17 protein-coding genes are annotated in these 22,357 nt (G+C 71.8%); 13 read left to right on the plus strand and 4 right to left on the minus strand.

What is annotated here, in order from left to right:
- Positions 1-222: 222 nt before the first annotated feature.
- The gene (locus tag AC3IYI_RS28290; RefSeq protein WP_489406363.1) at positions 223-651 is read left to right on the plus strand and encodes a hypothetical protein; all 429 of its coding nucleotides are present in this window, start codon (positions 223-225) and stop codon (positions 649-651) included.
- Positions 652-1,225: 574 nt separating this feature from the next.
- On the opposite strand, the gene AC3IYI_RS28295 is transcribed toward AC3IYI_RS28290, so the two are convergent.
- Positions 1,226-2,035: a GNAT family N-acetyltransferase gene (locus AC3IYI_RS28295; RefSeq protein ID WP_489411704.1), complete on the minus strand. Its 810-nt coding sequence runs from the start codon at positions 2,033-2,035 to the stop codon at positions 1,226-1,228.
- Positions 2,036-2,148: 113 nt separating this feature from the next.
- On the opposite strand from AC3IYI_RS28295, the gene AC3IYI_RS28300 reads away from it, so the two are divergent.
- The 7 genes from AC3IYI_RS28300 to AC3IYI_RS28330 all read left to right on the plus strand — a co-directional run bounded on the left by AC3IYI_RS28300 (position 2,149) and on the right by AC3IYI_RS28330 (position 11,366).
- Positions 2,149-2,583, plus strand: a complete 435-nt coding sequence (locus AC3IYI_RS28300; protein ID WP_489411705.1) for a cupin domain-containing protein — start codon at positions 2,149-2,151, stop codon at positions 2,581-2,583.
- Between the two features lie 230 nt (positions 2,584-2,813).
- Positions 2,814-5,063, plus strand: a complete 2,250-nt coding sequence (locus AC3IYI_RS28305; protein ID WP_489406364.1) for an MMPL family transporter — start codon at positions 2,814-2,816, stop codon at positions 5,061-5,063.
- Between the two features lie 39 nt (positions 5,064-5,102).
- Positions 5,103-5,657, plus strand: coding sequence for a GNAT family N-acetyltransferase (locus tag AC3IYI_RS28310; RefSeq protein ID WP_489406365.1), 555 nt, complete (start codon positions 5,103-5,105; stop codon positions 5,655-5,657).
- 124 nt (positions 5,658-5,781) lie between these two features.
- Positions 5,782-6,372, plus strand: coding sequence for a hypothetical protein (locus AC3IYI_RS28315; protein WP_489406366.1), 591 nt, complete (start codon positions 5,782-5,784; stop codon positions 6,370-6,372).
- A gap of 212 nt (positions 6,373-6,584) precedes the next feature.
- Complete coding sequence (locus AC3IYI_RS28320) at positions 6,585-6,752, plus strand: hypothetical protein (RefSeq protein WP_489406367.1); 168 nt, start codon at positions 6,585-6,587, stop codon at positions 6,750-6,752.
- Between the two features lie 81 nt (positions 6,753-6,833).
- Positions 6,834-9,884, plus strand: a complete 3,051-nt coding sequence (locus AC3IYI_RS28325) for a helix-turn-helix transcriptional regulator (RefSeq protein ID WP_489411706.1) — start codon at positions 6,834-6,836, stop codon at positions 9,882-9,884.
- Positions 9,885-10,067: 183 nt separating this feature from the next.
- On the plus strand, positions 10,068-11,366 hold the full coding sequence (locus AC3IYI_RS28330; protein WP_489406368.1) for a sulfite oxidase: 1,299 nt from the start codon (positions 10,068-10,070) through the stop codon (positions 11,364-11,366).
- A gap of 31 nt (positions 11,367-11,397) precedes the next feature.
- On the opposite strand, the gene AC3IYI_RS28335 is transcribed toward AC3IYI_RS28330, so the two are convergent.
- The 3 genes from AC3IYI_RS28335 to AC3IYI_RS28345 form a co-directional block, all read right to left on the minus strand.
- Positions 11,398-11,571 (minus strand): DUF6191 domain-containing protein, encoded by a 174-nt coding sequence (locus tag AC3IYI_RS28335; RefSeq protein WP_243337857.1) that lies wholly within the window; start codon positions 11,569-11,571, stop codon positions 11,398-11,400.
- Positions 11,572-11,613: 42 nt separating this feature from the next.
- Entirely contained in the window at positions 11,614-12,825 is a 1,212-nt protein-coding gene (locus tag AC3IYI_RS28340; protein ID WP_489411707.1) for a PQQ-dependent sugar dehydrogenase, read from the minus strand.
- 221 nt (positions 12,826-13,046) lie between these two features.
- The gene (locus AC3IYI_RS28345) at positions 13,047-14,048 is read right to left on the minus strand and encodes an aldo/keto reductase (protein WP_489406369.1); all 1,002 of its coding nucleotides are present in this window, start codon (positions 14,046-14,048) and stop codon (positions 13,047-13,049) included.
- 79 nt (positions 14,049-14,127) lie between these two features.
- Between AC3IYI_RS28345 and AC3IYI_RS28350 the strand changes: the two genes are divergently transcribed.
- The 5 genes from AC3IYI_RS28350 (at position 14,128) to ilvC (ending at position 22,081) form a co-directional block, all read left to right on the plus strand.
- A complete protein-coding gene (locus AC3IYI_RS28350; RefSeq protein WP_489406370.1) occupies positions 14,128-15,084 on the plus strand; it encodes a 2-hydroxyacid dehydrogenase in 957 nt (318 codons plus the stop codon).
- Between the two features lie 282 nt (positions 15,085-15,366).
- A complete protein-coding gene (locus AC3IYI_RS28355; RefSeq protein WP_489406371.1) occupies positions 15,367-18,276 on the plus strand; it encodes a putative bifunctional diguanylate cyclase/phosphodiesterase in 2,910 nt (969 codons plus the stop codon).
- A gap of 215 nt (positions 18,277-18,491) precedes the next feature.
- The gene (locus AC3IYI_RS28360) at positions 18,492-20,381 is read left to right on the plus strand and encodes an acetolactate synthase large subunit (RefSeq protein ID WP_489406372.1); all 1,890 of its coding nucleotides are present in this window, start codon (positions 18,492-18,494) and stop codon (positions 20,379-20,381) included.
- Positions 20,382-20,413: 32 nt separating this feature from the next.
- The gene (gene ilvN / locus AC3IYI_RS28365; protein WP_053677671.1) at positions 20,414-20,938 is read left to right on the plus strand and encodes an acetolactate synthase small subunit; all 525 of its coding nucleotides are present in this window, start codon (positions 20,414-20,416) and stop codon (positions 20,936-20,938) included.
- A gap of 141 nt (positions 20,939-21,079) precedes the next feature.
- Entirely contained in the window at positions 21,080-22,081 is a 1,002-nt protein-coding gene (ilvC, locus tag AC3IYI_RS28370; RefSeq protein ID WP_243337812.1) for a ketol-acid reductoisomerase, read from the plus strand.
- The last annotated feature ends 276 nt before the right edge of the window (positions 22,082-22,357 follow it).

The raw sequence follows: 22,357 nt of genomic DNA on the forward strand, positions 1-22,357 counted from the left end.
GGGCCGTGGACGGGTTTTGACCTTACGGAATGTTTAGGTAAGCCTTACCTCGCCCAGGTCGCGTTCGCGGCCGCCCTGCCCTCGGAGCTCATCCTCATGTCGTCCCCTGCCGCTGATCTGTCTGCTCGTCCTGTTCGCCTGTACGACTCCTGGTGGACGGTCGTGGCCGCAGGGCTTGGGGCGATGATCGTTCTGACCGTAGGGCTGTGGGTTTCGGTTCACGTGAAGACCGACCCTGCACTGCACACGGCGGCACTCTTCGCTCACCTCGCCTCGCTCGTCGTCGGCTTCGGCGCGGTTCTGTCCGCTGACTACTACGGTCTGCTGTGGGTCATGCGGCGTTGCAACCTCGCCGAGGTGGTCGGTGCGACGTCCCGGCTTCACATACCGATCTGGGCCGGACTCGGTGGTCTCGTCGTGAGCGGGATGATGCTGGAACCCGATCTCAACTCGTCCCTCACCCTCGCCAAGCTCGGGCTCGTCGCCCTTCTGACCCTCAACGGTCTCCAGGCCGGCCTCCTCGGCCACCGCCTCGCGGCCGCGCCCGCCGCCACTCCGCGCCTCCTGCTCTGGGGCGGAGTCACCGCCGTCATCTCCCAGCTCTGCTGGTGGGGCGCGGTAACCATCGGCTTCCTCAAGACCAATTCCTGACGCTTTGCCAGCTCCCACCGTGCCGCAGCGTCCGTTCCACCCCTCTCTGCCGAGCTGGGAGCCGGTCGATCCGCTTGTCAGGCCGTGAGGACGAAGAAATCGTCCTCAGAGTCCACCAAGGCGCCAACCCGCCCCAACCCACCGGCGAAAGGCTTCCGGCCCCCGCCACACCCGGTCTGACCGCCCCGACAGCAGATCCCCCATTGGATGCCGCCAGATCAGCCCAAGACGGACCGCAGTCGCTAAGCCGAGGGGGAGTGTGTAGCGATCTGTCGCGCCCACCGACCCTGAGGCCCTTCCCATCACCCTCTCGCTCGGGGTGGCGGTCGACGGTCTCGGGAAGGGTGTTCAGGCGCCCGGCCCTGGATGCTCTGATCGCCCCGCGCGTCCGTTCCGGCTGAGCTTCCGGTCCTGCCGGGGCCGTGTGCGGATGACCGCCGGCCGGAGGAAGGCTGCGCATCTCAGACGAGGCCGCTCCTCCCCTCTCCTCCCCCCGGAACCGTCAACGCCAAGGATCGACCCGCAGCTCAGGCCGCCCCCCGGCCCCACCCGACCGCCCCTGTACCGCCTCCCCCTACCCCTCCCAAACCCAAGGCACAGTCACGCCCAATACATCGAAGCCCAGCCGTTCCAGGATCGGGCGGCTGTCCTCCGATGCGTCGACCTGGAGATAGCGGATGCCCCGGTCCGCCGCTACGCGGGCGCGGTGGGCCACCAGGAGGCGGTAGATGCCGTGGCCTCGCCATTCCGGGACGGTGCCGCCGCCCCACAGGCCGGCGAAGGGGCTGCCCGGGCGCATCTCCATCCGAGCCGCGCTGACCGGGGTGTCGCCCGCCATCGCGACGACGGCTTCGATCGTGTCCGGCTCGTCCCTCAGCAGGTTCAGCATCAGGTCCTTGATGCGCGGGCGGTCCGCGCCGAAGGCCCGGCGGTGGGCCTCCATCATCAGGTCCACTCCCACCTCGTCGGTCACCACCCGCAGCGTGATGCCCTCCGGCGGTTCCACCGACAGGGTGACGAGGTCCTCCACCCGCGCCACCAGCAGTGTTTCCGCGGGCTCCGCCACGAAGCCGGCCGCGCGCAGCCGGTCCCCGAGGTCGGCGGGGCGGTCGTGGCCGTACAGCTTCCACTCGAACTCCGCGGACGGGGCCTCGCCCCGATCGGCCAGCTCCGTGAAGAACGCCACCTGCTCCGCGATCGCCGCATCCGCCGTGTGCTCGTCGAGGTCCGACCAGAGCACCATGTTCCCTCCGGGTCCGGGCACGATCTGCCGTACGACCGCGCCCGCCCGTTCCACGCGCGCGTCACTGGTGTCGGGCCGCGCATCCCGTCGCATCACGGAGTCGAACTCGGCGCGCACCTTCAGCAGGTCATCTGGATCCATCGTCATCCGGCCAGCTCACCAGCCGCCGACGGGTCCGACAACTGCATTAACCTCACCCCGTGAGCGACCCCACGCACCCCATCCACCCCTCAACCCACCCCACCCACCCCGCCATCTACACCGGCAAGGCAACCCCCGACGCCGCCGTCGACCGGGGCTGGCTGCTGGGCCACTTCAAGGAGCCCGGCGATCCCCGCCACAGCGAGGACGTGGAGATCAAGTGGGGCGTCCACCCCAAGGGTGAGGAGCGGGCGAGCTGGGTGCGCGGAGAGTCCCGTACGGCGTTGCAGGTGCTGATCAGCGGACGGTTCCGGCTGGAGTTCCCCGGCCGGAGCGTCGTACTGGCCGAACAAGGGGACTACGTCGTGTGGGGACGCGGAGTCGACCACTCCTGGTACGCGGAGGAGGACTCGGTGGTGCTCACCGTGCGCTGGCCCTCGCTGCCGGGCTACCGCACCGACGGAGAGCCCGACGAAGAGCCCGACGGTCACCCCGACGACCACCCCCACGACCAGTCCGGACGGACCTCCGCTCCGAACCCCCGGTGACCATGGTCCCGGACCTGCCCGCACACCTGTGACGCTGCCCACGATGGCCGCCAACGATCACGCGACGCTGCGATCGTGGAGGTGTAGACCGGTGTCGCCGGTGTAGACCGGCGTAGGTCAACCGCCGCCACTAAAATTCCTGACGCCCAGCGTTCAGTTTTCAGTGTTCACACGTTCTTTCCGACGGGCCCCTCCCCGGTAAAGATCCGAACCACCAGGGAGCCCGTCCGTTGTCAGCCCTCGCACGCTGGTGCATGCGGCACCGCCTCGTCGCCGTCCTGCTCTGGCTCCTCGCCTTCGGCGGGACCGCGGCTGCCGCGGTCGGCGCCGGGACGGCGTTCTCCAACGACTACGAGGTCCCCGGCACCGAGTCCGCCAAGGCGCACGCCCTGCTGCGGGACGGCTTCCACGGGCAGGGCGGCGACACCGACACCATCGTGTGGCGGGCCCCGGACGGGCAGAGCGTGCGGACGCCGGCCGTGCAGGAGCGCATGACGCGGGCCCTCGACTCCATAGCCGGGCTGCCCGGCGTCGGATCGGTTGCCGGTCCCTACGGTCCCGGGCCCGACAGCGGGGCCCGGATCAGCCCCGACGGGCGTACCGCCTACGCCGTGGTCACCTTCGACCGGCAGGCCGACTCGGTGCCCAAGGGTGAGGCGAAGGCCGTCGTCGACGCCGCGCGGAACCCCACGACCCAGGCCGACGGCCTCCAGGTCGAGCTCGGCGGGCGCGCCATCGGCCTCACGGAGGCCCCCTCCGCGCACCTCGCCGAGGTCATCGGCGTGGCCATCGCCGCGTTGGTGCTGTTCCTGGCCTTCGGGTCGCTGGCCGCCAGCCTGCTGCCCCTCGCGACCGCCCTGGTCAGCGTGGGCACCGCCTATTTCGGCATCGCCCTGCTCGGTCACGCGATGCCGGTCGCCGACTTCGCCCCGATGCTCGGCACCCTCGTGGGCCTCGGGGTGGGCATCGACTACGCGCTGTTCATCGTCACCCGCCACCGCAAGGGCCTCAAACGCGGGCTCCCGGTCGCGGAAGCCGCCGAGAGTGCCGTCGCCACCACCGGCCGGGCCGTGGTCTTCGCCGGGGCGACCGTCTGCATCGCGCTGCTCGGCATGCTGGTGCTCCGGCTGAACTTCCTGAACGGCGTCGCCATCGCCGCCTCCCTCACCGTGGTCCTGACCGTCGCCGCCTCGGTGACCCTGCTGCCCGCGCTCCTCTCCTACATCGGCATGCACGCGCTGTCCCGCCGCGAGCGCCGCAAGCTGGCCGCCGAAGGTCCGCAGCCCGACGCGGTCACCGGCTTCGCCGCCCGCTGGTCGGCCTTCGTCGAGCGCCATCCGAAGCTGCTCGGCCTGGTCGCCACGGCGGTCATGGTGGTGCTGGCACTGCCCACGCTCTCCCTCCACCTCGGCACCTCCGACCAGGGCAACAACCCGGCCGCGTCCACCACCCGCAAGGCCTACGACCTGCTCGCGGAGGGCTTCGGCCCGGGGATGAACGGCCCGCTGACCGTGGTCGCCCGCCTCGGCGGGGCCGGCGACCGGGTCGCCGTGGACGCGCTGGCCGAGTCGCTCCGTACGGCCAGGGGCGTGGCCGCGGCCGGACCGGCGGTCTTCAACCGCAGTGGCGACACCGCCGTCGTCACCGTCGTACCGGACTCCTCCCCGCAGTCCAGGGCCACGAGCGAGCTGGTCGACAGGCTGCGCGAGGACGTCATCCCGCGCGCCGGACACGGCAACTCGATGCAGGTGCACGTCGGCGGCGTGACCGCCGGGTACGACGACTTCGCGGAGGTCATCGTCGGCAAACTGCCGCTCTTCGTCGGGGTGGTCATCGCGCTCGGCTGCGTGCTCCTGCTGCTGGCCTTCCGCTCCATCGGCATCCCGGTCAAGGCGGCCGCCATGAACGTCGCCGCCGTCGCCTCCTCCTTCGGAGTCGTCGTCGCGATCTTCCAGTGGGGCTGGGGCAGCGAGGCGCTGGGGCTGGGCAGCGCGGGGCCGATCGAGCCCTTCCTCCCGGTGATCATGGTCTCGGTGCTCTTCGGGCTGTCCATGGACTACCAGGTCTTCCTCGTCAGCCGGATGTACGAGGAGTGGCTGGAGACGGGGGACAACAAGCGGGCGGTGCGCGTCGGCCTCGCCGAGACCAGCCGGGTGATCAACTCGGCGGCCGTCATCATGATCTCCGTCTTCCTGGCCTTCGTACTCAGCGGCGACCGGCTCATCGCCATGTTCGGCATCGCGCTCGCCGCGGCCGTCGCCCTCGACGCCTTCGTCCTGCGGACCCTCCTCGTCCCGGCCCTGATGCACCTGCTCGGCGGAGCCAACTGGTGGCTGCCGGCCTGGCTGGACCGCCGGCTCCCGAAGATCAGCATCGAGCCCCCGGAGCGCCGTCCGCATGCGAAACTTCCCCTGCAGCGGCCCGGCGCGGACCCCGTCACGAGCGAGGACGCGGCCGAGCCCGCGACCAGCTCCCGGTGATCCGGCCACCCGCCGCTCGATAGCCAAGGAAGAACGCGCATGTTCTCGATAGACCTCGCCGACGACGCCCAGCTGTTCCCGCTGGAAGCCCGGCACGCCGAGGAGTTCTTCGCCCACATCGAACGCGGACGCGAGTTCATCGGCCAGTTCGTCGGCTTCCCGGACCGGTCGTCCGACCTGGAATCCGCCCGGGCCCTGCTGGCCAAGTACGCGCTCACGGCGGGGGAGGACGGCGCGCGGTTCTTCGGGATCCGGCGGGGCGGCACCCTCGTGGGCGGCGTGCTCTTCCCGGCGTTCGACGCGGGGACGGGCAACTGCGAGATCGGCTGCTGGCTGGAGCCCGCCGCGGCCGGCCGCGGTCTGGTGACGAAGGCCTGCCGCGTCCTGATCGACTACGCCTTCGGTGAGCGCGGCATGCACCGCGTCGAGTGGCACGCGGCCTCCGGCAACAAGAAGAGCCTCGCCGTGGCCGAGCGCCTCGGCATGACCCGTGAAGGCGTCATGCGCCAGAACCACCTCCACCGGGGAGTCCGTCAGGACACCGAGATCTGGGCGCTCCTCGCCCACGAGTGGTCCGCGGCCCGCCCCGCCTGACCACCCCACGCACCCGCCCGTTCCCGCCCCGCCCCGAGCATCCCGAGGGGCCGGGGCGGGGCGCTGCACGCTGCCCGGCCGGATTCTCAGAAACCTCTCAGAAAAGCCGCCTACGGTGCCCCGCATGGACACCACCAAGACCCCCGCCCCGACCGCTCCCGAGGCGGACTCCCCGGCCGACCTGAAGAAGGCCGCCACCGACGAGACGACCGCCCCGGCCGCCGCGGACACCGCCGCCACCGAGGAGGTCACGGGCGAGGAGCTCGCCACCGACCTCGACGACGAGCTCGACGAGTTCGACGCCGCGGCCGACGAGCAGCAGAGCAGTGGTGTCGCCTCCGGAGCCTCCGCGATCGTCGCCGCCGGTCTCGGCCTGATCGCCCTCAGCGGCAGCTGGACCTCCCGCGTCATAGGCGAGCGCGAGACCCTCAAGGGCCAGATCAGCTCCGCCACCGCCACCACCACCGAGGACAAGATCGAGGCGCTGTACGGCAACGCCTGGCACATGACCGCCCTGGTCAACGGCGTCCTGTCGGCGATCGCGCTGCTCATCGCCGTCTTCGTGCTGGCCCGCCCGGCCTTCGGCGCCCCCGGCCGCACCCTCCCGACCTGGGTCCGCTCCGTGTCCTGGGCCGCCGTCGTCATCGCGGCCATCGGCGTGCTCGCCTTCGCGTTCATGTACGTCCTCGCCCTCCCGACGGCCCCCGCCGCCTAGGCCGTTCGCTGCCGCCCGGCGGTCCGCCTAGGGCCTGTCCGGCGGTCCGCCTAGGTACCGCCTTAGGCCACCTCAGGGACCTCGGGTCCCGGCCTAAGGCCCCCTGGCTCCCGCAGATGCGGCATGCTCCCGATGTGCCGGCACCCCCTGGGGCGCGAATCTTGGATCACACCGAACGAGGTGTCCGAGAAACGCGAACCAGGGAGCACGAGATGTTCGAGTACGAGATCGCCACCGCCCGCCGCGACGACCTCATCCGCGAGGCCGACGCCTACCGTCTGGGCCAGGAAGCGAAGAAGGCGCGCCACTTCTTCTCCCGGAGCCAGGAACCGGAGGGGTCGGTGAGAGGGCAGCGCGGCCGGTTCACCCGCGCCGCGTAACCCGCGTCGCGAGACCGTGCGAACCGGCACGTGATGAGAAGCGCACCGATATCCAGTGCCGATGAGCAGGGCCCCTGTGCGATGCTCGGCGGCGTGGAGACCAGATCTGTCAGCCCGGTGTTCGTCGGCCGAGCCGACGAACTGGCCGTACTCACCGACGCACTGACGCGCGCCGCCGGCCAGGAGCCGCAGGCACTGCTCATAGGCGGCGAGGCCGGGGTCGGCAAGACCCGCCTCACCGAGGAGTTCCTCTGCGAGGCCGACCGCCGCGGCGCGGTCGTAGCCGTCGGAGGCTGTGTGGAGATCGGGGCGGAGGGACTTCCCTTCGCCCCGTTTTCGACCGCGCTGCGCACCCTGCACCGCCTGCTCCCCGACGAACTGGCCGCAGCCGCCGTCGGCCAGGAGGACGAACTCGCGCGCATCCTCCCCGAACTGGGCGAGACCCCGCGCGGCCCGCACGACGAGGAGAGCACCGCCCGGCTCTTCGAACTGACGGCCCGGATGCTGGAACGCCTCGCCGCCGACCGCACCGTCGTCCTCGTCCTGGAAGACCTGCACTGGGCGGACACCTCCACCCGGCACCTGCTCTCCTACCTCTTCCGCGCGCTCGGCAGCGGCCGGCTCGTCGTGGTCGCCACCTACCGCGCCGACGACGTCCACCGCCGCCACCCGCTGCGCCCGCTCCTCGCGGAACTCGACCGGCTGCGCACCGTCCAGCGCATCGAGCTGTCCCGCTTCAACCGGGCCGAAGTACGCCGCCAGCTCGCCGGGATCCTCGCCTCGCAGCCCGACGAGGAGTTCGTCGAGTCGGTCTTCGACCGCTCCGACGGCAACGCCTTCTTCGTCGAGGAACTCGTCGCGTCCCGCGCCAGCGGCTGCCACACCGGCCTCACCGAATCCCTGCGCGACCTGCTCCTGGTCCGCGTCGAAGTCCTCCCCGACGCCTCGCAGCGCGTCGTGCGCATCGTCGCCGAGGGCGGCTCCACGGTGGAGTACGCCCTGCTGCGCGCCGTCACCGGACTCACCGAGGACGAGCTGATCGAGGCCCTGCGCGCGGCGGTCGGCGCCAACATCCTCATCGCCACCTCCGACGGCGACGGCTACCGCTTCCGCCACTCCCTGGTCCGCGAGGCCGTCTCAGACGACCTGCTGCCCGGCGAACGCGCCCGGGTCAACCGCCGCTACGCCGAGGCGCTGGAGGCCGACGAGTCGCTGGCCCGCGCCGCGGAGCGGGTCATCCGGCTCGCCAACTACTGGTACTACGCCAACGACGCCGTCAAGGCGCTGCCCGCCGTCCTCGCCGCCTCGGTGGCCGCCCGGCGCCGGCACGCCTACTCCGAGCAGCTGCGGCTGCTGGAACGGGCCATGGACCTGTGGGAGGGCGTACCGCAGGACGTGCGCGGCGAACTGCGTCCGGCGGACTACACCGAGGTGTACCCGCCCTGCGGCTGCGACCCCGCGACCACCCCGCTGCAGCGCCTGGACCTGCTGGCCGAGGCCACCGTCGCGGCCCGCTTCGGCGGCGAGCGCGAACGCGCCCTGAAGATCACCAAGATCGCCCTGCGCTCCCTGGACGACGGCCACGACCCGCTGCGCGCCGCCTGGTTCTGGACCGAGCGCTCCCGGCTCGTCGCCAGCCTCGCCCGCGGCGACGGCTGGGAGGAGCTCGCCACGGCGCAGGAGCTCGTCCGGGGGCTGCCCCCGTCCCAGGTGCACGCCGAGGTCCTGGTCCGGGCGGCGAGCTGGGGCATGCTCCACGACCCGGGCCCCGACAACCTCGCCGCCGCCGAACGCGCCGTGGAGTACGCGCGGATGGTCGGCGCGGAGGAGACGGAGCTCAACGCCCGGATCACCGTCGGCACCCTGCTCACCGACGCCGGTGAACCCGAGCGCGGACTCGGCGAGATGTACGCGGTCAAGGACCGGGCCGCCGAACTCGGCCTCGGCGCACTGATAGGACGCGCCCATGTCAACCTCACCTCCCAGCTGGAAGCCATGGGCCGGTCCCGCGAAGCCGTGGAACTGGCGGAACAAGGTGCCGCACTGGTCAAGAAGTCCCAGCTGATGGACTCCGAGGCCTGGGTCCGCGGGAACATGGCGGAGAGCCTCTACAGCCTCGGCCGCTGGGACGAGGCCGCGAAGGAGGCCCGGCACACCCTGACCCTGGTCAGCAGCGCCGCCCCGCGCGCCGCGGCCGCCGCGCGCCTCTCCTACCTGGCCCTGGCCCGCGGCGAATTCACCGAGGCCGCCGGCCGGCTCGCTGCCGCCCGCGCCAACTTCGGGGCCCACGACGGCCAGCCCCAGCACCGGATCCCGATCTTCCGACTCGGGATCGGCCTGGCCGCGGGGGAGGGGCGGATTGCCGACGTCCGCACGCAGGTCGCCGAGGCCATCGCCTACGGTTTCCCGCTCGGCCACCATCGCTACGCCTGGCCGCTGCTGCTGGCAGCCGCCACGGCCGAGGCCGACGCCCGGGGCCTCCCGGCCGCGGAAGCCGGCCGGGACGAGGCGCTGACGGCCCTGCGCACCGCGGCCCGGACCCTGGCGACCCCGGTCCCGGTGTGGGTCGCCCACGCCGAGTACCTGAGGGCCGAGCTGCTGCGCGCCGAGGACAAGGACACCGTCGCCGACTGGACGGCCGTCGAGGAGGCGGTCAGCCCCCTGGAGCGTCCGTACCTGCTGGCCAGGGCCCGCCACCGGCTCGTGGAGGCCCAGCTCACCTGCGGCGGCGACCGGGAGGCCGCGGGCGAGCTGCTCCGCGAGGCCTACGCCACCGCCGAGCAGCTCGGCGCCCGAAGGCTCCGCGAGGACCTGGCCCTGCTCGCGCAGCGCGCCAGGCTCCCGCTCATCCCCGTGGACGCCGCCGCCAAGGCCCTGCTCGCTCCGCAGACCGACCCGGTCGAGGCGCTGGGCCTGACCAGCCGCGAACGGGACGTGCTGCGCCTGGTCGCGGCGGGCCACACCAACCGCCAGATCGCCGAGGAGCTCTTCATCTCCCCGAAGACGGCCAGCGTGCACGTCTCGAACATCCTGGCGAAGCTCGGCGTCGCCGGCCGCGGCGAGGCGGCCGCCCTGGCCCACCGGCTACGGCTCTTCGGCCCCGTCGCCCAGCAGCCGACCGGGAAGCGGTGAACGGGAAGCGGTGAAGGGGACGTCCCCCTGGGCCGTCTCTTATGGATCTTCCCCGACCCGCGCCGCCCGGGCCGGACATTGCGGCAGTGTTGCAGGTTCGTGGCCATCGCGACGAGAAGGTTCCCCGCGCGGGGCCCGACTCCTAGGGTCCGTCGGAAATCGCGATCAAGGGAGTGTCCCGCCATGCCCCTCGACCTGTCCGACGAGAGCCAGTACGACCGTGCGCGCCTGCGCCAGTGGGCGCGCGGCCACGCCCGCTCGGCCGGAGTGGACCGCCGCGACCTGCTCAGGCTCTTCGCGGCGGGCGCCGCGGCCGGCACCCTCGGCCTGGGCGCCGCCGGGACGGCCGAGGCCGCCGGAACCGCCGAAGCCGCGGCGGCCACCGGCTCCACCGGGACCGCCTCCCTGCCCGGGGTCGTGAAGCCGCTGCCGCCAGAGCTGTTCACGATCCGGGGGACCAACGCGGAGACGAAGTTCGCCGCCCTGCGCGGCACGGGCCTGCTGACTCCCATCGACCGGTTCTACGTGCGCAACCACACCGCCACGCCACGCCTGGACAAGGACGGCTGGCGGCTGAAGGTGTGGGGCGACGCGCTGTCCGGCGGGCCGGTGGAGTTCTCGTACGACCGGCTGCGCGCGCTGCCCGCCGTCGAGCGGACGCTGTTCATCGAGTGCGCGGGCAACGGCCGGAGCTTCTACACCACCCAGCAGGGCCAGACGGTGGCCGGGACGGCGTGGACCCTCGGCGCGATCGGTGTGGCCCACTGGCGCGGGGCCCGGCTCTCGGACGTGCTGCGGCAGGCCGGGGTGACCCCCGGAGCCGTGGACGTACTGCCCCGGGGCCTGGACGACGAGGTGTTCGCCAACGGCGTGAACCTGGGCCGGGTGCGGCGTCCGCTGCCGGTGTCGAAGGCGCTGGACGACGTGATCCTCGCGTACGAGATGAACGGCGAGCTGCTGCCGGCCGACCACGGCGGGCCGGTCCGGGTGGTCGTTCCGGACTGGGTCGGGATCTCCTCCATCAAGTGGGTCGGGGACATCGAGGTGAGCGGGCAGCCGCTGTATTCGCCGTGGAACACCGACCTCTACCGGCTGTTCGGGCCCGAACAGCCGCCGCAGGGCAGCGAGCTGACCCGGCAGACCCTCAAGAGCGCCTTCGAGCTGGAGCTGGGCGCGACCGTGCCCGTGCACCGCACGAAGCTGCTGACCGGACGCTCCTGGTCCGGAGCGGCCCCCGTGCACCAGGTGGAGGTCAGCACCGACGGGGGCGCCCGCTGGCGGCGGGCCCGCCTCCACGACGTACCGCGCCGCGGCGGCTGGGTGCGCTGGTCGGTGCCGTGGACCCCGCGGACCCCGGGGGAGACGGCCCTGCTGGCACGGGCCACGGACGCGACCGGGCGGACGCAGCCCGAGACGGCCACCCACAACACCCAGGGCTACCTCTTCGACGCGGTCGTCCGCCACCCGGTCACAGTGGTCTGAGCCTTCCGCGGCACCCCGGATCCCGGCCGCCCTACACCGCCGGGTCCTCCTTCGCGCGTATGAGCACCTTGCCGGAGTCCAGGTCTATCGGGCCCTTCCCCGGGTCGCCGTCATTGACGTCGATCCGGGAAAGCTCCAGCCGCTTCTTCTCCTCGTCCGTGTGCTTACGGCCCGGACTGAACAGCTCCTCGATCATGTTGAACATCGCGTGCACCACACCTTTCGTCCCCCCGTCGGGGCCCGCCGGTCATCGCACCGTCAGTGTCAGGATCCTGTCGTCGCCGGCTTCCGGCGACCCGCGCCCGTCCGTCTCGCTCGTGACCAGCAGCAATCTGTCCCCACCGAGGGGCACCACGGTGCGCAGCCGGCCGTACTCGCCCGCCAGGAACGGCTCGGGCTCCGCCACCAGGGCCGCCCCGGCCAGCGGAATCCGCCAGAGCCGCTGCCCCCTCAGCCCGGCCATCCAGACGGAGCCCTGCGCCCAGGCGATCCCGCTCGGCGAGGCCTCGTCGGTCTTCCACACCGCCACCGGATCGCGCATCCCTGGCTTGCCGGCCTTGCCCTCGGCCTCCGGCCAGCCGTAGTTCGCGCCGGGCTCGATCAGATTCAGCTCGTCCCAGGTGTTCTGCCCGAACTCGGCCGCCCAGAGCCGCTTGTCCTTGTCCCAGGCGAGCCCCTGCACATTGCGGTGCCCGTAGGAGTAGACGACCGAGTCGGCCTCCGGGTTGCCGTGCACCGGCTCCCCGTCCGGGGTCATCCGCAGGATCTTCCCGCCGAGGGACTTCTTGTCCTGGGCCAGCCCGGTGTCCCCGGTCTCGCCCGTCCCGGCGTAGAGCATCTTGTCCGGGCCGAAGGCGATCCGCCCGCCGTTGTGGATGAGCCCCTTGGGGATCCCTCTGAACACCGTGTCCGGTGCGCCCAGTTGATCGCCGGCCGGTCTCTTCTCGTCATAGCGCAGCCGCGCGATGCGGTTGTCGGACTCGGTGGTGAAGTAGGCGTACACCATGAGGTCCGAGGCGAAGGAAGGGGACAGGGCCAGGCCCATCAGCCCGCCTTCGCCGCCCGGGGCAACCCCGGGCACCTTGCCGACGGGGGTCACGGCCCCCGTGCCCACGTCGACCCGGCTGATCGTGCCCTTGTCCCGCGAGGCGACCAGCAGGTTCCCGTCGGGCAGCGGAGCCACCCCCCACGGGGACTCCAGGCCCTGGGCGGCCACGCCGGTCACCGTCACCTGGCCCTTTGCAGGCGGCGCCGGCGGCCCTGAGGCCGACGCGGAGGGCCCGCCCGAGGCCCCCGGCGGCGCGGAGCCTGCCGTCGTGCCCGGTGGCGCCTCGCTCGGCCGGGCTCCGGCTCCGTCCGGCGGGGAGCACCCCGCCGCCAGCAGCGCCCCGCATCCCGCGAGGGCGAACGCCGCCAGTACCCCACGGGCCCGGCCGCGCGGGCCGCCGTACGACCGCATCGGCAGCCTCGCCCGACCCTGCACCCGGTCCTGGTCCGGCGCCTGCGCCGGCCCCTGGCCCAGCCCCTGCGCCTGCCCCCGCTCCGGCCCCGGCCCTTGTCCCCGCTCGTGTCCGTATCGCATCGCCGTACTCCCCTCCGGTCCTCCGATCGTGCCCTCACACGACTCAACAGCGCCGACCATGCCCCAAGTTCCGCCACTCGTACACTCGATCGAGTGGTTCAGGCGCCCATCGGCACCGGCAGCTCCGCGAGCTCCACCAAGTCCTCGGCGCTCAGCCGCACCTCCGCCGCCCGCGCGTTCTCCGCCGCCCGGTGCGCCTGCCCGGTCCCGGGTACCGGAACCACCTGCGGCCCCTGCGCCAGCACCCACGCCAGCGCCACCTGCGCCGCCGTGACCTCCGCCCCGTGCCGCCGGGCGACCCGCCGCAGCCCCGCCACCAGCACCTGGTTCTCCGCCATCGCGTACGCCGTGAACCGCGGATGCCTGGCCCGTACGTCCTCGGGCTCGAACCCCTCGCCCGGGACCAGCGTCCCGGTCAGGAACCCGCTCCCCAGCGGCATCGCCGCCAGGAACCCCACCCCCCGCGCCGCGCACCACGGCAGCAGCCGCCACGCCGCCTGCGGCGACCACACCGACAGCTCCGCCTGCACCGCGCTCACCGGGAACACCTGCTGTGCCCGCTCCAGGTGCCGCACGGTCGTCTCGTACGCCGGGTCCCCGCGCCGCCCCGCGCCCGGCCCGGTGCCCGCCCCCAGCGCGCAGAAGCCCAGCGCCCGCACCTTCCCCGCGCCCACCAGCTCCGCCATCGCGCCCCAGGACTCCTCGACCGGCACGTCCGGATCCACCTTGTGCAGCTGGTACAGGTCTATGACGTCGGTGCGCAGCCGCCGCAGCGAGGCGTCGCAGGCCCGCCGCAGGTACCCGGGGCGCCCGTCGGCCACCACGTGCACGCCGTCGGCCCGCAGCCCCGCCTTCGCGGACACGAAGGCGTCGGCCCGGCGCTCGCGCAGCACCCGGCCGAGCAGCAGCTCATTGGTGTACGGGCCGTACAGATCGGCGGTGTCGAGCAGGTTCGCCCCCAGGTCGAGGGCCGTGTGCAGGGTGAGCAGCGAGTCCTCGCGCCGCCTGCGCGAAGGCGCGTACGCCCCGTTCATCGGCATGCAGCCGAGGCCGACGGCACCCACCGCCAGCGCCCCCGCCCCGATCGACCTGCGCTCCACCGTGCGTCCCCCCTGGTCCTCCCGGTCCGGCACACAAACTAACGGCTCGATCCGGATCCCCTGGCATAGCCTCCTGATCATGACTGCAGAGATTCGCGAGACCCTCGACGTATGGCTCCCCTTCCCCGCCGAGGAGATCGAGGGCCTGCCCGATTCCTTCCGCTACCGCCACTGGGACCGCGAGGAGACCTTCCCCGCCGATCCGGCCGCCTGCGTCTTCTACGTCACCCCGTACATGAAGTCCCCCGCCGTCACCCTGCGCCCGCTGGCCGCCATGCCCCGCCTGCGGATCGTCCAGACCCTGACCGCCGGGGTCGATCACGTCCTGGGCGGCCTCGGCGACCTGGCCCCCGGTGTCCGTCTGTGCAACGCCAAGGGCGTCCACGACGCGAGCACCGCCGAGCTCACGCTCACCCTGATCCTGGCCTCCCTGCGCGGGATCCCCGGCATGGTGCGCGGCCAGGACCGCGAGGAGTGGCGCTTCGGGTTCTACGAGGCCCTCGCGGACAAGTCCGTACTGATCATCGGCTACGGAGCGGTCGGCGCCGCCATCGAGGACCGGCTCGCGCCCTTCGAGTGCGAGCGGATCGTCCGGGTCGCGCGGACGGCGCGCACCACGGCGCGCGGGCCGGTGCACGCCCTCGCCGAGCTGCCCCAACTCCTGCCCGGGGCCGACGTGGTGATTCTTTCCACACCGCTCACCGAGGAGACGAGGGGGCTCGCGGGCGCCGCGTTCCTCGGCCGCATGAAGGACGGCGCGCTGCTCGTGAACGTGGCCCGCGGACCCGTCGTCGACACCAAGTCCCTTCTGGCGGAGGTGGAGTCGGGCCGGCTGCGCGCCGCGCTGGACGTCACCGATCCGGAACCACTGCCTTCAGGCCATCCGCTCTGGCATGCTCCGGGTGTCCTGATCACGCCCCATGTGGGCGGCAGCAGCTCCGCGTTCGAGCCGCGGGCCAAGCGCCTGGTGGCCCGCCAGCTCCGCCGGTTCGCCGCCGGAGAGCCCGTGGAGAACACGGTGTTGATCACGGAATGACGTGCGGTGCGCACGCTCCGCGTTCGCCCGAACGCGCTCGGTGGACACAACTCCCGTGTTGGTGACGGAGCGTAGGGAAACTATGTCCCTGAGTGACGAAAGTGGTGTATCGTCCGGACCAAGGGGCTGCGCCACGAATGTCTGGCGCCGGGGAGTGATCGGACACCTTGGGGGGCGACGGGCGATGCACGGCCAATGGACGAAGGATCCGATGCGGCGAAGCCGCCGGAGGCGACGGTGCCGGGACTGGACCGCGCCGGAACCAGCCAGCGAGGGGGACCGGTGAGCACCCCGGGGGCGGCGCTCCTGACCCGCAGGCCCCTCGCCGACGGCGGCAGCGGTGCCAAGGCGCTGGCGATGCAGCTCCTCCTCGCGGTGGTCAGCAGCGGGTACGCCGTGGGTGCGGCCCTCGGCTGGGGTTCCGAGGAACTCGCCGAGATCATGGGCGACTTCGGGCTCAGCGCCGCCGGCCTGCTGGCCGCCGTCTCCTGTTTCACGTACGCCCGGGCCATTGACAGCCGGGAGCGCCCGGCCTGGCTGCTGTTCGCGTTCTCCTCGCTCATGGGCTGCTGCGGCAACGCCGTCTGGGGCTGGTACGAGGTGGTCCTCGGCGAGGCCGTGCCGAAGCCCTCCCTGGCCGACTTCGCCTTCCTCTGCTTCGCGCCGCCCGCCATCGTGGGCCTGCTCGTCCTCGCGAAGCGCCCGGTCACCAGGGCCGGCTGGGTCTGCCTCGGCCTCGACTCCTGGCTCATCGGCGGCTCCCTGCTCACCCTCTCCTGGAGCCTGGCCCTGGCGCACGCCGCGCGCACCGCCCAGTCCGGCGCCCCCGGCAGCGTCCCGCGCGCGGCCCTCTCGCTGGCCTACCCGCTCCTGGACATCGCGCTCGTCTCGATGGTGCTGGTGCTGCACTTCCGCCGCTCCGAGACCAACCGCTCCGCCGTGAACACCGCCATCGCGGCACTCGCCCTGACCGTGCTGAGCGACGCGCTGTTCACCTCGCCGCTGCTCAGCGCCGAGTACCAGTCCGGCCAGCTCCTCGACGCCGGCTGGTTCGCCGGCTCGCTCCTCCTCGCGTACGCGCCCTGGGGAGCCCGCCGCCTGCACCCCGGCCCCGACCCGCTCGCCCACGCGCGCGCCGAGCGGCCGCACAGCCGCCCCATCACCGGCTCCCTGCCCGCCCTCACCCCGTACCTCGCGGCGGCCGTCTGCACGCTGGGCATCCTCTACAACGTGGTGGACGGCAGGAAGGTCGACCGGGTCGTCGTCTTCACGGGCTGTACGGTCGTGCTCGCCCTGGTCATCCGCCAGGGCATCATGCTGCTCGACAACATCGCGCTGACCCAGGAACTGGCCCAGAAGGAGAACCACTTCCGCTCCCTGGTCCAGGGCTCCAGCGACGTCATCATGATCGCCGCGCCCACCGGAACCCTGCGCTACGTCAGCCCCGCCGCCGCCGGGGTCTACGGCCGCGAGGCGGAAGAGCTGGTCGGCACCGAGCTGGCCACCCTGATCCACCCGGAGGACCTGGGCCGCGTCGTCCACGAGGTGCGCCGCTTCCTGGCCGCGCCGCCCGCCGAGGAGCCGACCACCCGCATCGAGTGCCGGTTCAGATCGGGCGCCGGCGAGTGGCTCAATGTGGAGTCCACCGTCAACCGCCACCAGGGCGGCCTCATCCTGAACAGCCGGGACGTCACCGAGCGGGTCCGGCTCCAGGCGCAGCTCCAGCACAGCGCCGAGCACGACCCGCTCACCGACCTCCCCAACCGGGCCCTGTTCACCCGGCGGGTCCGCCAGGCCCTCACCGGCCGGCGGGCCGGGGACCACAGCACCGCCGTGCTCTTCATCGACCTCGACGGCTTCAAGGCGGTCAACGACACCATCGGCCACCAGGCCGGTGACGAGCTGCTCATCGAAGCCGCCCGCCGGCTCCAGGACTCCGTCCGGGCCGGGGACACCGCGGCCCGCCTCGGCGGCGACGAGTTCGCCGCGCTGATCCTGGGCGACGGCAACCGCGACCGCAGCGCCCGCGAGTACCAGGTCCACGAGATCGCCGACCGGCTGCGCACCACCCTGGCCCAGCCCTACCGGATCGCCGGGAGCGAGGTCCGGGTCGCCGCCAGCATCGGCGTGGCCTTCGCGGACCCCGGCATCACCCCTTCGGACCTCATGCGCAACGCGGATCTCGCGATGTACCGGGCCAAGGCCGGCGGCAAGGACCGGGTCGAGATGTACGCGCCCCAGATGCAGGCCGACGTCGTCCGCAAGGCCGAGCTCGCGGGGCGGCTGCGCACCGCGCTGCACGACGGAGAGTTCGCCCTGCTGCACCAGCCCGTGGTCTGCCTGGCCTCGGGGGAGATCTCGGCCGTGGTGGCGCAGGCCCGGTGGCGTTCCGCCCAGGGGATCCTGTTCACCCCCGCCGAGTTCCTGCGGGTCGCCACGTATAGCGAGGGAGGGGCCGGCGACGGCGGGTCCACCGCCCGGACAGCCGTACCGGACGCCTCGCGCACCGCCGAGCTGGGGCGCTGGCTGCTGGAGGAGGCCGTCGGGCAGGCCGCCGAGCGGCACCGGGCCGGGCACGACGTCCCCGTGGCCGTACGGATGACCGCGCAGCGGCTGCTGGACCGGTCGATGCCGCTGGGCTCCGTGGAAGCCCTGCTGACCCGCAACGGGCTGCCGTCGGGCGCGCTCGTCCTGGAGCTCGCCGTCTCCGACCCCAGGGTGCCCTTCGACGACCTGGAGCGCCGCCTGGCGGCGCTGCGCCGGCTCGGGGTCCTGATCGCCCTGGACGGCTTCGGCAGCGGTTACGCGGCCATCAGCGCGCTGCGCCGGCTCCCCGTGGACATGCTCAAACTCGACCGGGGCCTCGTCGAGGGGGTCGTGGAATCCCCCCGCCTCCACAAGATCACCGCAGGTCTGTTGCGGATCGCAAACGACCTCGGCATGCAGTCGGTGGCGGAGGGCGTGGACCTCCCGGAGCAGGTCATGGCACTGCGCGCGATGGGCTGCAGTCATGGGCAGGGAATGGCCTTCTCCGGCCCTCTGGACGAGTACAGGCTGCGGCGAGCGCTCGTGCGCGGTACGTTCCCAGTACCGGGCGGCGCGGCCCAACCCGCGTTGGCCGGTGGTTCGCCGGGGGGCTCGATGGCTATCCACAGAGGCTCACATAATGAGACGCCCGTCCCACCCGCTTGACATCACCCTCCCGCCGGAGGGAGGGTCAATGCCATGCGCACCCGAATTCTCGTACTTGGAAAGCGCGTCGGCTGAAGCTGGGACCAGCATGTCCCCGCTCAACGCACCCGACGCGCTCCCCTCGCTTGCCTCCCGGCACGAGGGGTTTTTTGTTGCACTGGCAACGTCGAATCTCGTAAAACCCTCCTCGTAAAACCCTCAGCTTCGAGAAGAGAATGCCGATGACCGATCAGGCCACCGGGGCCCACCATCCGCAGCCGCGGGCCCGTACCGGCGGACACCAGACCGCCGCAGTTGAGCACGTCACGGGTGCGCAGTCCCTCATCCGCTCTCTCGAAGAGGTGGGGTGCGACACCGTCTTCGGCATTCCGGGCGGCTGCATCCTCCCGGCCTACGACCCGATGATGGACAGCAAGAAGGTCCGCCACATCCTGGTCCGCCACGAGCAGGGGGCCGGCCACGCCGCCACCGGCTACGCGCAGGCCACGGGCAAGGTCGGCGTCTGTATGGCCACCTCCGGCCCGGGCGCCACCAACCTGGTCACCCCGATCGCCGACGCGCACATGGACTCCGTGCCGCTGGTCGCGATCACCGGCCAGGTCTCCTCCAAGGCGATCGGTACCGACGCCTTCCAGGAGGCGGACATCGTCGGCATCACCATGCCGATCACCAAGCACAACTTCCTGGTCACCAAGGCCGAGGACATCGCGAGGACCATCGCCGAGGCCTTCCACATCGCCTCGACCGGCCGCCCCGGTCCGGTGCTGGTCGACATCGCCAAGGACGCCCTGCAGGCGAAGACCACCTTCTCGTGGCCGCCGACCCAGGACCTGCCGGGCTACCGTCCGGTCACCAAGCCGCACGCCAAGCAGATCCGCGAGGCCGCCAAGATGATCGCCGCCGCCAAGCGGCCGGTCCTCTACGTGGGCGGCGGCGTCATGAAGGCGGGGGCGACCGCCGAGCTGAAGGTCCTCGCCGAGCTCACCGGCGTCCCGGTCGTCACCACCCTGATGGCCCTGGGCTCCATCCCGGACAGCCACCCGCAGAACGTCGGCATGCCCGGCATGCACGGTGCCGTCACCGCCGTGACCGCGCTCCAGAAGTCGGACCTGCTGATCGCGCTCGGCACCCGCTTCGACGACCGCGTCACCGGCAAGCTGGACAGCTTCGCCCCCTTCGCCAAGGTCATCCACGCGGACATCGACCCGGCCGAGATCGGCAAGAACCGCGCCGTGGACGTCCCGATCGTCGGTGACGCCCGCGAGGTCATCGCCGACCTGATCCAGGCCGTCCAGGCCGAGGCCAACGACGGCAACGCCGGCGACTACACCGCCTGGTGGAAGGACCTCAACCGCTGGCGCGACACCTACCCGCTGGGCTACGACCTGCCCGAGGACGGCACGCTCTCCCCCCAGCAGGTCATCGAGCGGATCGGCCAGCTGGCACCGAAGGGCACCATCTACACGGCCGGCGTCGGCCAGCACCAGATGTGGGCCTCGCACTTCGTGAACTACGAGGAGCCCCGCACCTGGCTGAACTCCGGCGGCGCCGGAACCATGGGCTACGCGGTCCCCGCCGCGATGGGCGCCAAGGTCGGCATGCCGGCGCGCACGGTCTGGGCGATCGACGGCGACGGCTGCTTCCAGATGACCAATCAGGAACTGGCCACCTGCGCCCTGAACAACATCCCGATCAAGGTCGCGATCATCAACAACGGTGCGCTGGGCATGGTCCGCCAGTGGCAGACCCTGTTCTACAACCAGCGGTACTCGAACACCGTTCTGCACGCGGGCGAGACGGGCACCGACACGGCCGTCGGCTCCCAGCTCGGCGAGTCGGCCGCCCCCCGCATGGGCACCCGCGTCCCGGACTTCGTCAAACTGTCCGAGGCCATGGGCTGCGTGGCGCTGCGCTGCGAGGACCCGGCCGACCTGGACAGGGTCATCGCCGAGGCCAACGCGATCAACGACCGCCCGGTCGTCGTCGACTTCATCGTCCACGAGGACGCCATGGTGTGGCCGATGGTCGCCGCCGGCACCTCGAACGACGAGGTCATGGCCGCACGGGGCGTCCGCCCCGACTTCGGCGACAACGAAGACGACTGAGCCGAGAGAGCCTGAGAGAGAGAACGACTCACATGTCCAAGCACACGCTCTCCGTCCTGGTCGAGAACACGCCCGGCATCCTCGCCCGGATCGCCGCGCTGTTCTCCCGCCGCGGGTTCAACATCGACTCCCTCGCGGTCGGTGTCACCGAGCACCCCGACATCTCGCGCATCACCATCGTCGTGAACGTCGAGGACCTCCCGCTGGAGCAGGTGACCAAGCAGCTCAACAAGCTGGTCAACGTGCTCAAGATCGTCGAGCTGGAGCAGCACAACGCCATCGAGCGCGAACTCGTTCTGGTGAAGGTCCGCGCCGACAACGAAACGCGCTCGCAGATCGTCGAGATCGTCCAGCTGTTCCGCGCCAAGACCGTCGACGTCTCCCCGGAGGCCGTCACCATCGAGGCCACCGGCGGCACCGACAAGCTGGGCGCGATGCTCAAGATGCTGGAGCCCTTCGGCATCAAGGAGCTCGTCCAGTCCGGGACGATCGCCATAGGGCGCGGCGGCCGGTCCATCACGGACCGCAGCCTGCGCGCGCTCGACCGCAGCGCCTGAGCCCGGCCGGGCCGGTGACTCCGGCCCGGTCGTGCCCCGCCCGTTCGTTTCTCGCTCGCTCGCATGGCGAGACCGAGAACCACGTATTCCGTTCCCCGCCGTACGGTGGGAGCAACACCAGCGCACCAAGGAGATATCCCAGTGGCCGAGCTGTTCTACGAGAACGACGCCGACCTGTCCATCATCCAGGGCCGCAAGGTCGCGGTCATCGGTTACGGCAGCCAGGGCCACGCCCACGCGCTGTCGCTCCGTGACTCCGGCGTCGACGTCGTCGTCGGCCTGCACGAGGGCTCGAAGTCCAAGGCCAAGGCCGAGGAGCAGGGCCTGAAGGTCCTGCCCGTCGCCGAGGCCGCGGCCTGGGCGAACGTCATCATGATCCTGACCCCGGACCCGCTCCAGGCCGAGATCTACGCCGCCTCGATCGAGTCGCACCTGGAAGAGGGCGACGCGCTCTTCTTCGGCCACGGCTTCAACGTCCGGTACGGCTTCATCAAGCCCCCGACCAACGTGGACGTCGCCCTGGTCGCGCCGAAGGGTCCGGGTCACCTGGTCCGCCGTCAGTACGAGGAAGGCCGCGGCGTGCCCTGCATCGCCGCCGTCGAGCAGGACTTCACCGGCTCCGCCTTCCAGCTCGCGCTGTCGTACGCGGCCGGCATCGGCGGCACGCGCGCCGGCGTCATCAAGACCACGTTCACCGAGGAGACCGAGACCGACCTGTTCGGTGAGCAGGCCGTTCTCTGTGGTGGTGCCTCCGCGCTGGTGAAGGCCGGTTTCGAGACGCTGACCGAGGCCGGCTACCAGCCGGAGATCGCGTACTTCGAGTGCCTGCACGAGCTGAAGCTCATCGTCGACCTCATGTACGAGGGCGGCCTGGAGAAGATGCGCTGGTCGGTCTCCGAGACCGCCGAGTGGGGCGACTACATCACCGGTCCCCGCATCATCACGGACGCCACCAAGGCCGAGATGAAGAAGGTCCTCGCGGAGATCCAGAGCGGCGAGTTCGCCAACACCTGGATGGCCGAGTACAAGGCCGGTCTGCCGAAGTACAACGAGTACAAGAGCGCCGACGAGGCGCACCTGCTGGAGACCACCGGCAAGAAGCTCCGCAAGCTGATGAGCTGGGTCGACAACGACGAGAGCTGATCCGGCTCGTCGCGGGGCCGGGACGGTGCGTCCCGGCCCCGCGGCACACCGGGCAGACACCCGCGCGAAGGGCCCCGACGGGCCTCCTGGGGGACCGCTTGTCCACCCTGGCCAACCTCGTGCGGGTGATCCTTCCGTACAGGCGGAATTCGCTCCCGGATCCGCCACTACACTGCACAACACAACGCGTCAGGCCCACAGTGTCGTGCGTCTTCCACGCGGCTACCCCCCTCCACCGCCTGCGGCCGTCGGGACGGCCGTCCGCACTGGACTTGT

It is taken from the genome of Streptomyces sp. GL_148 (assembly GCF_057834205.1).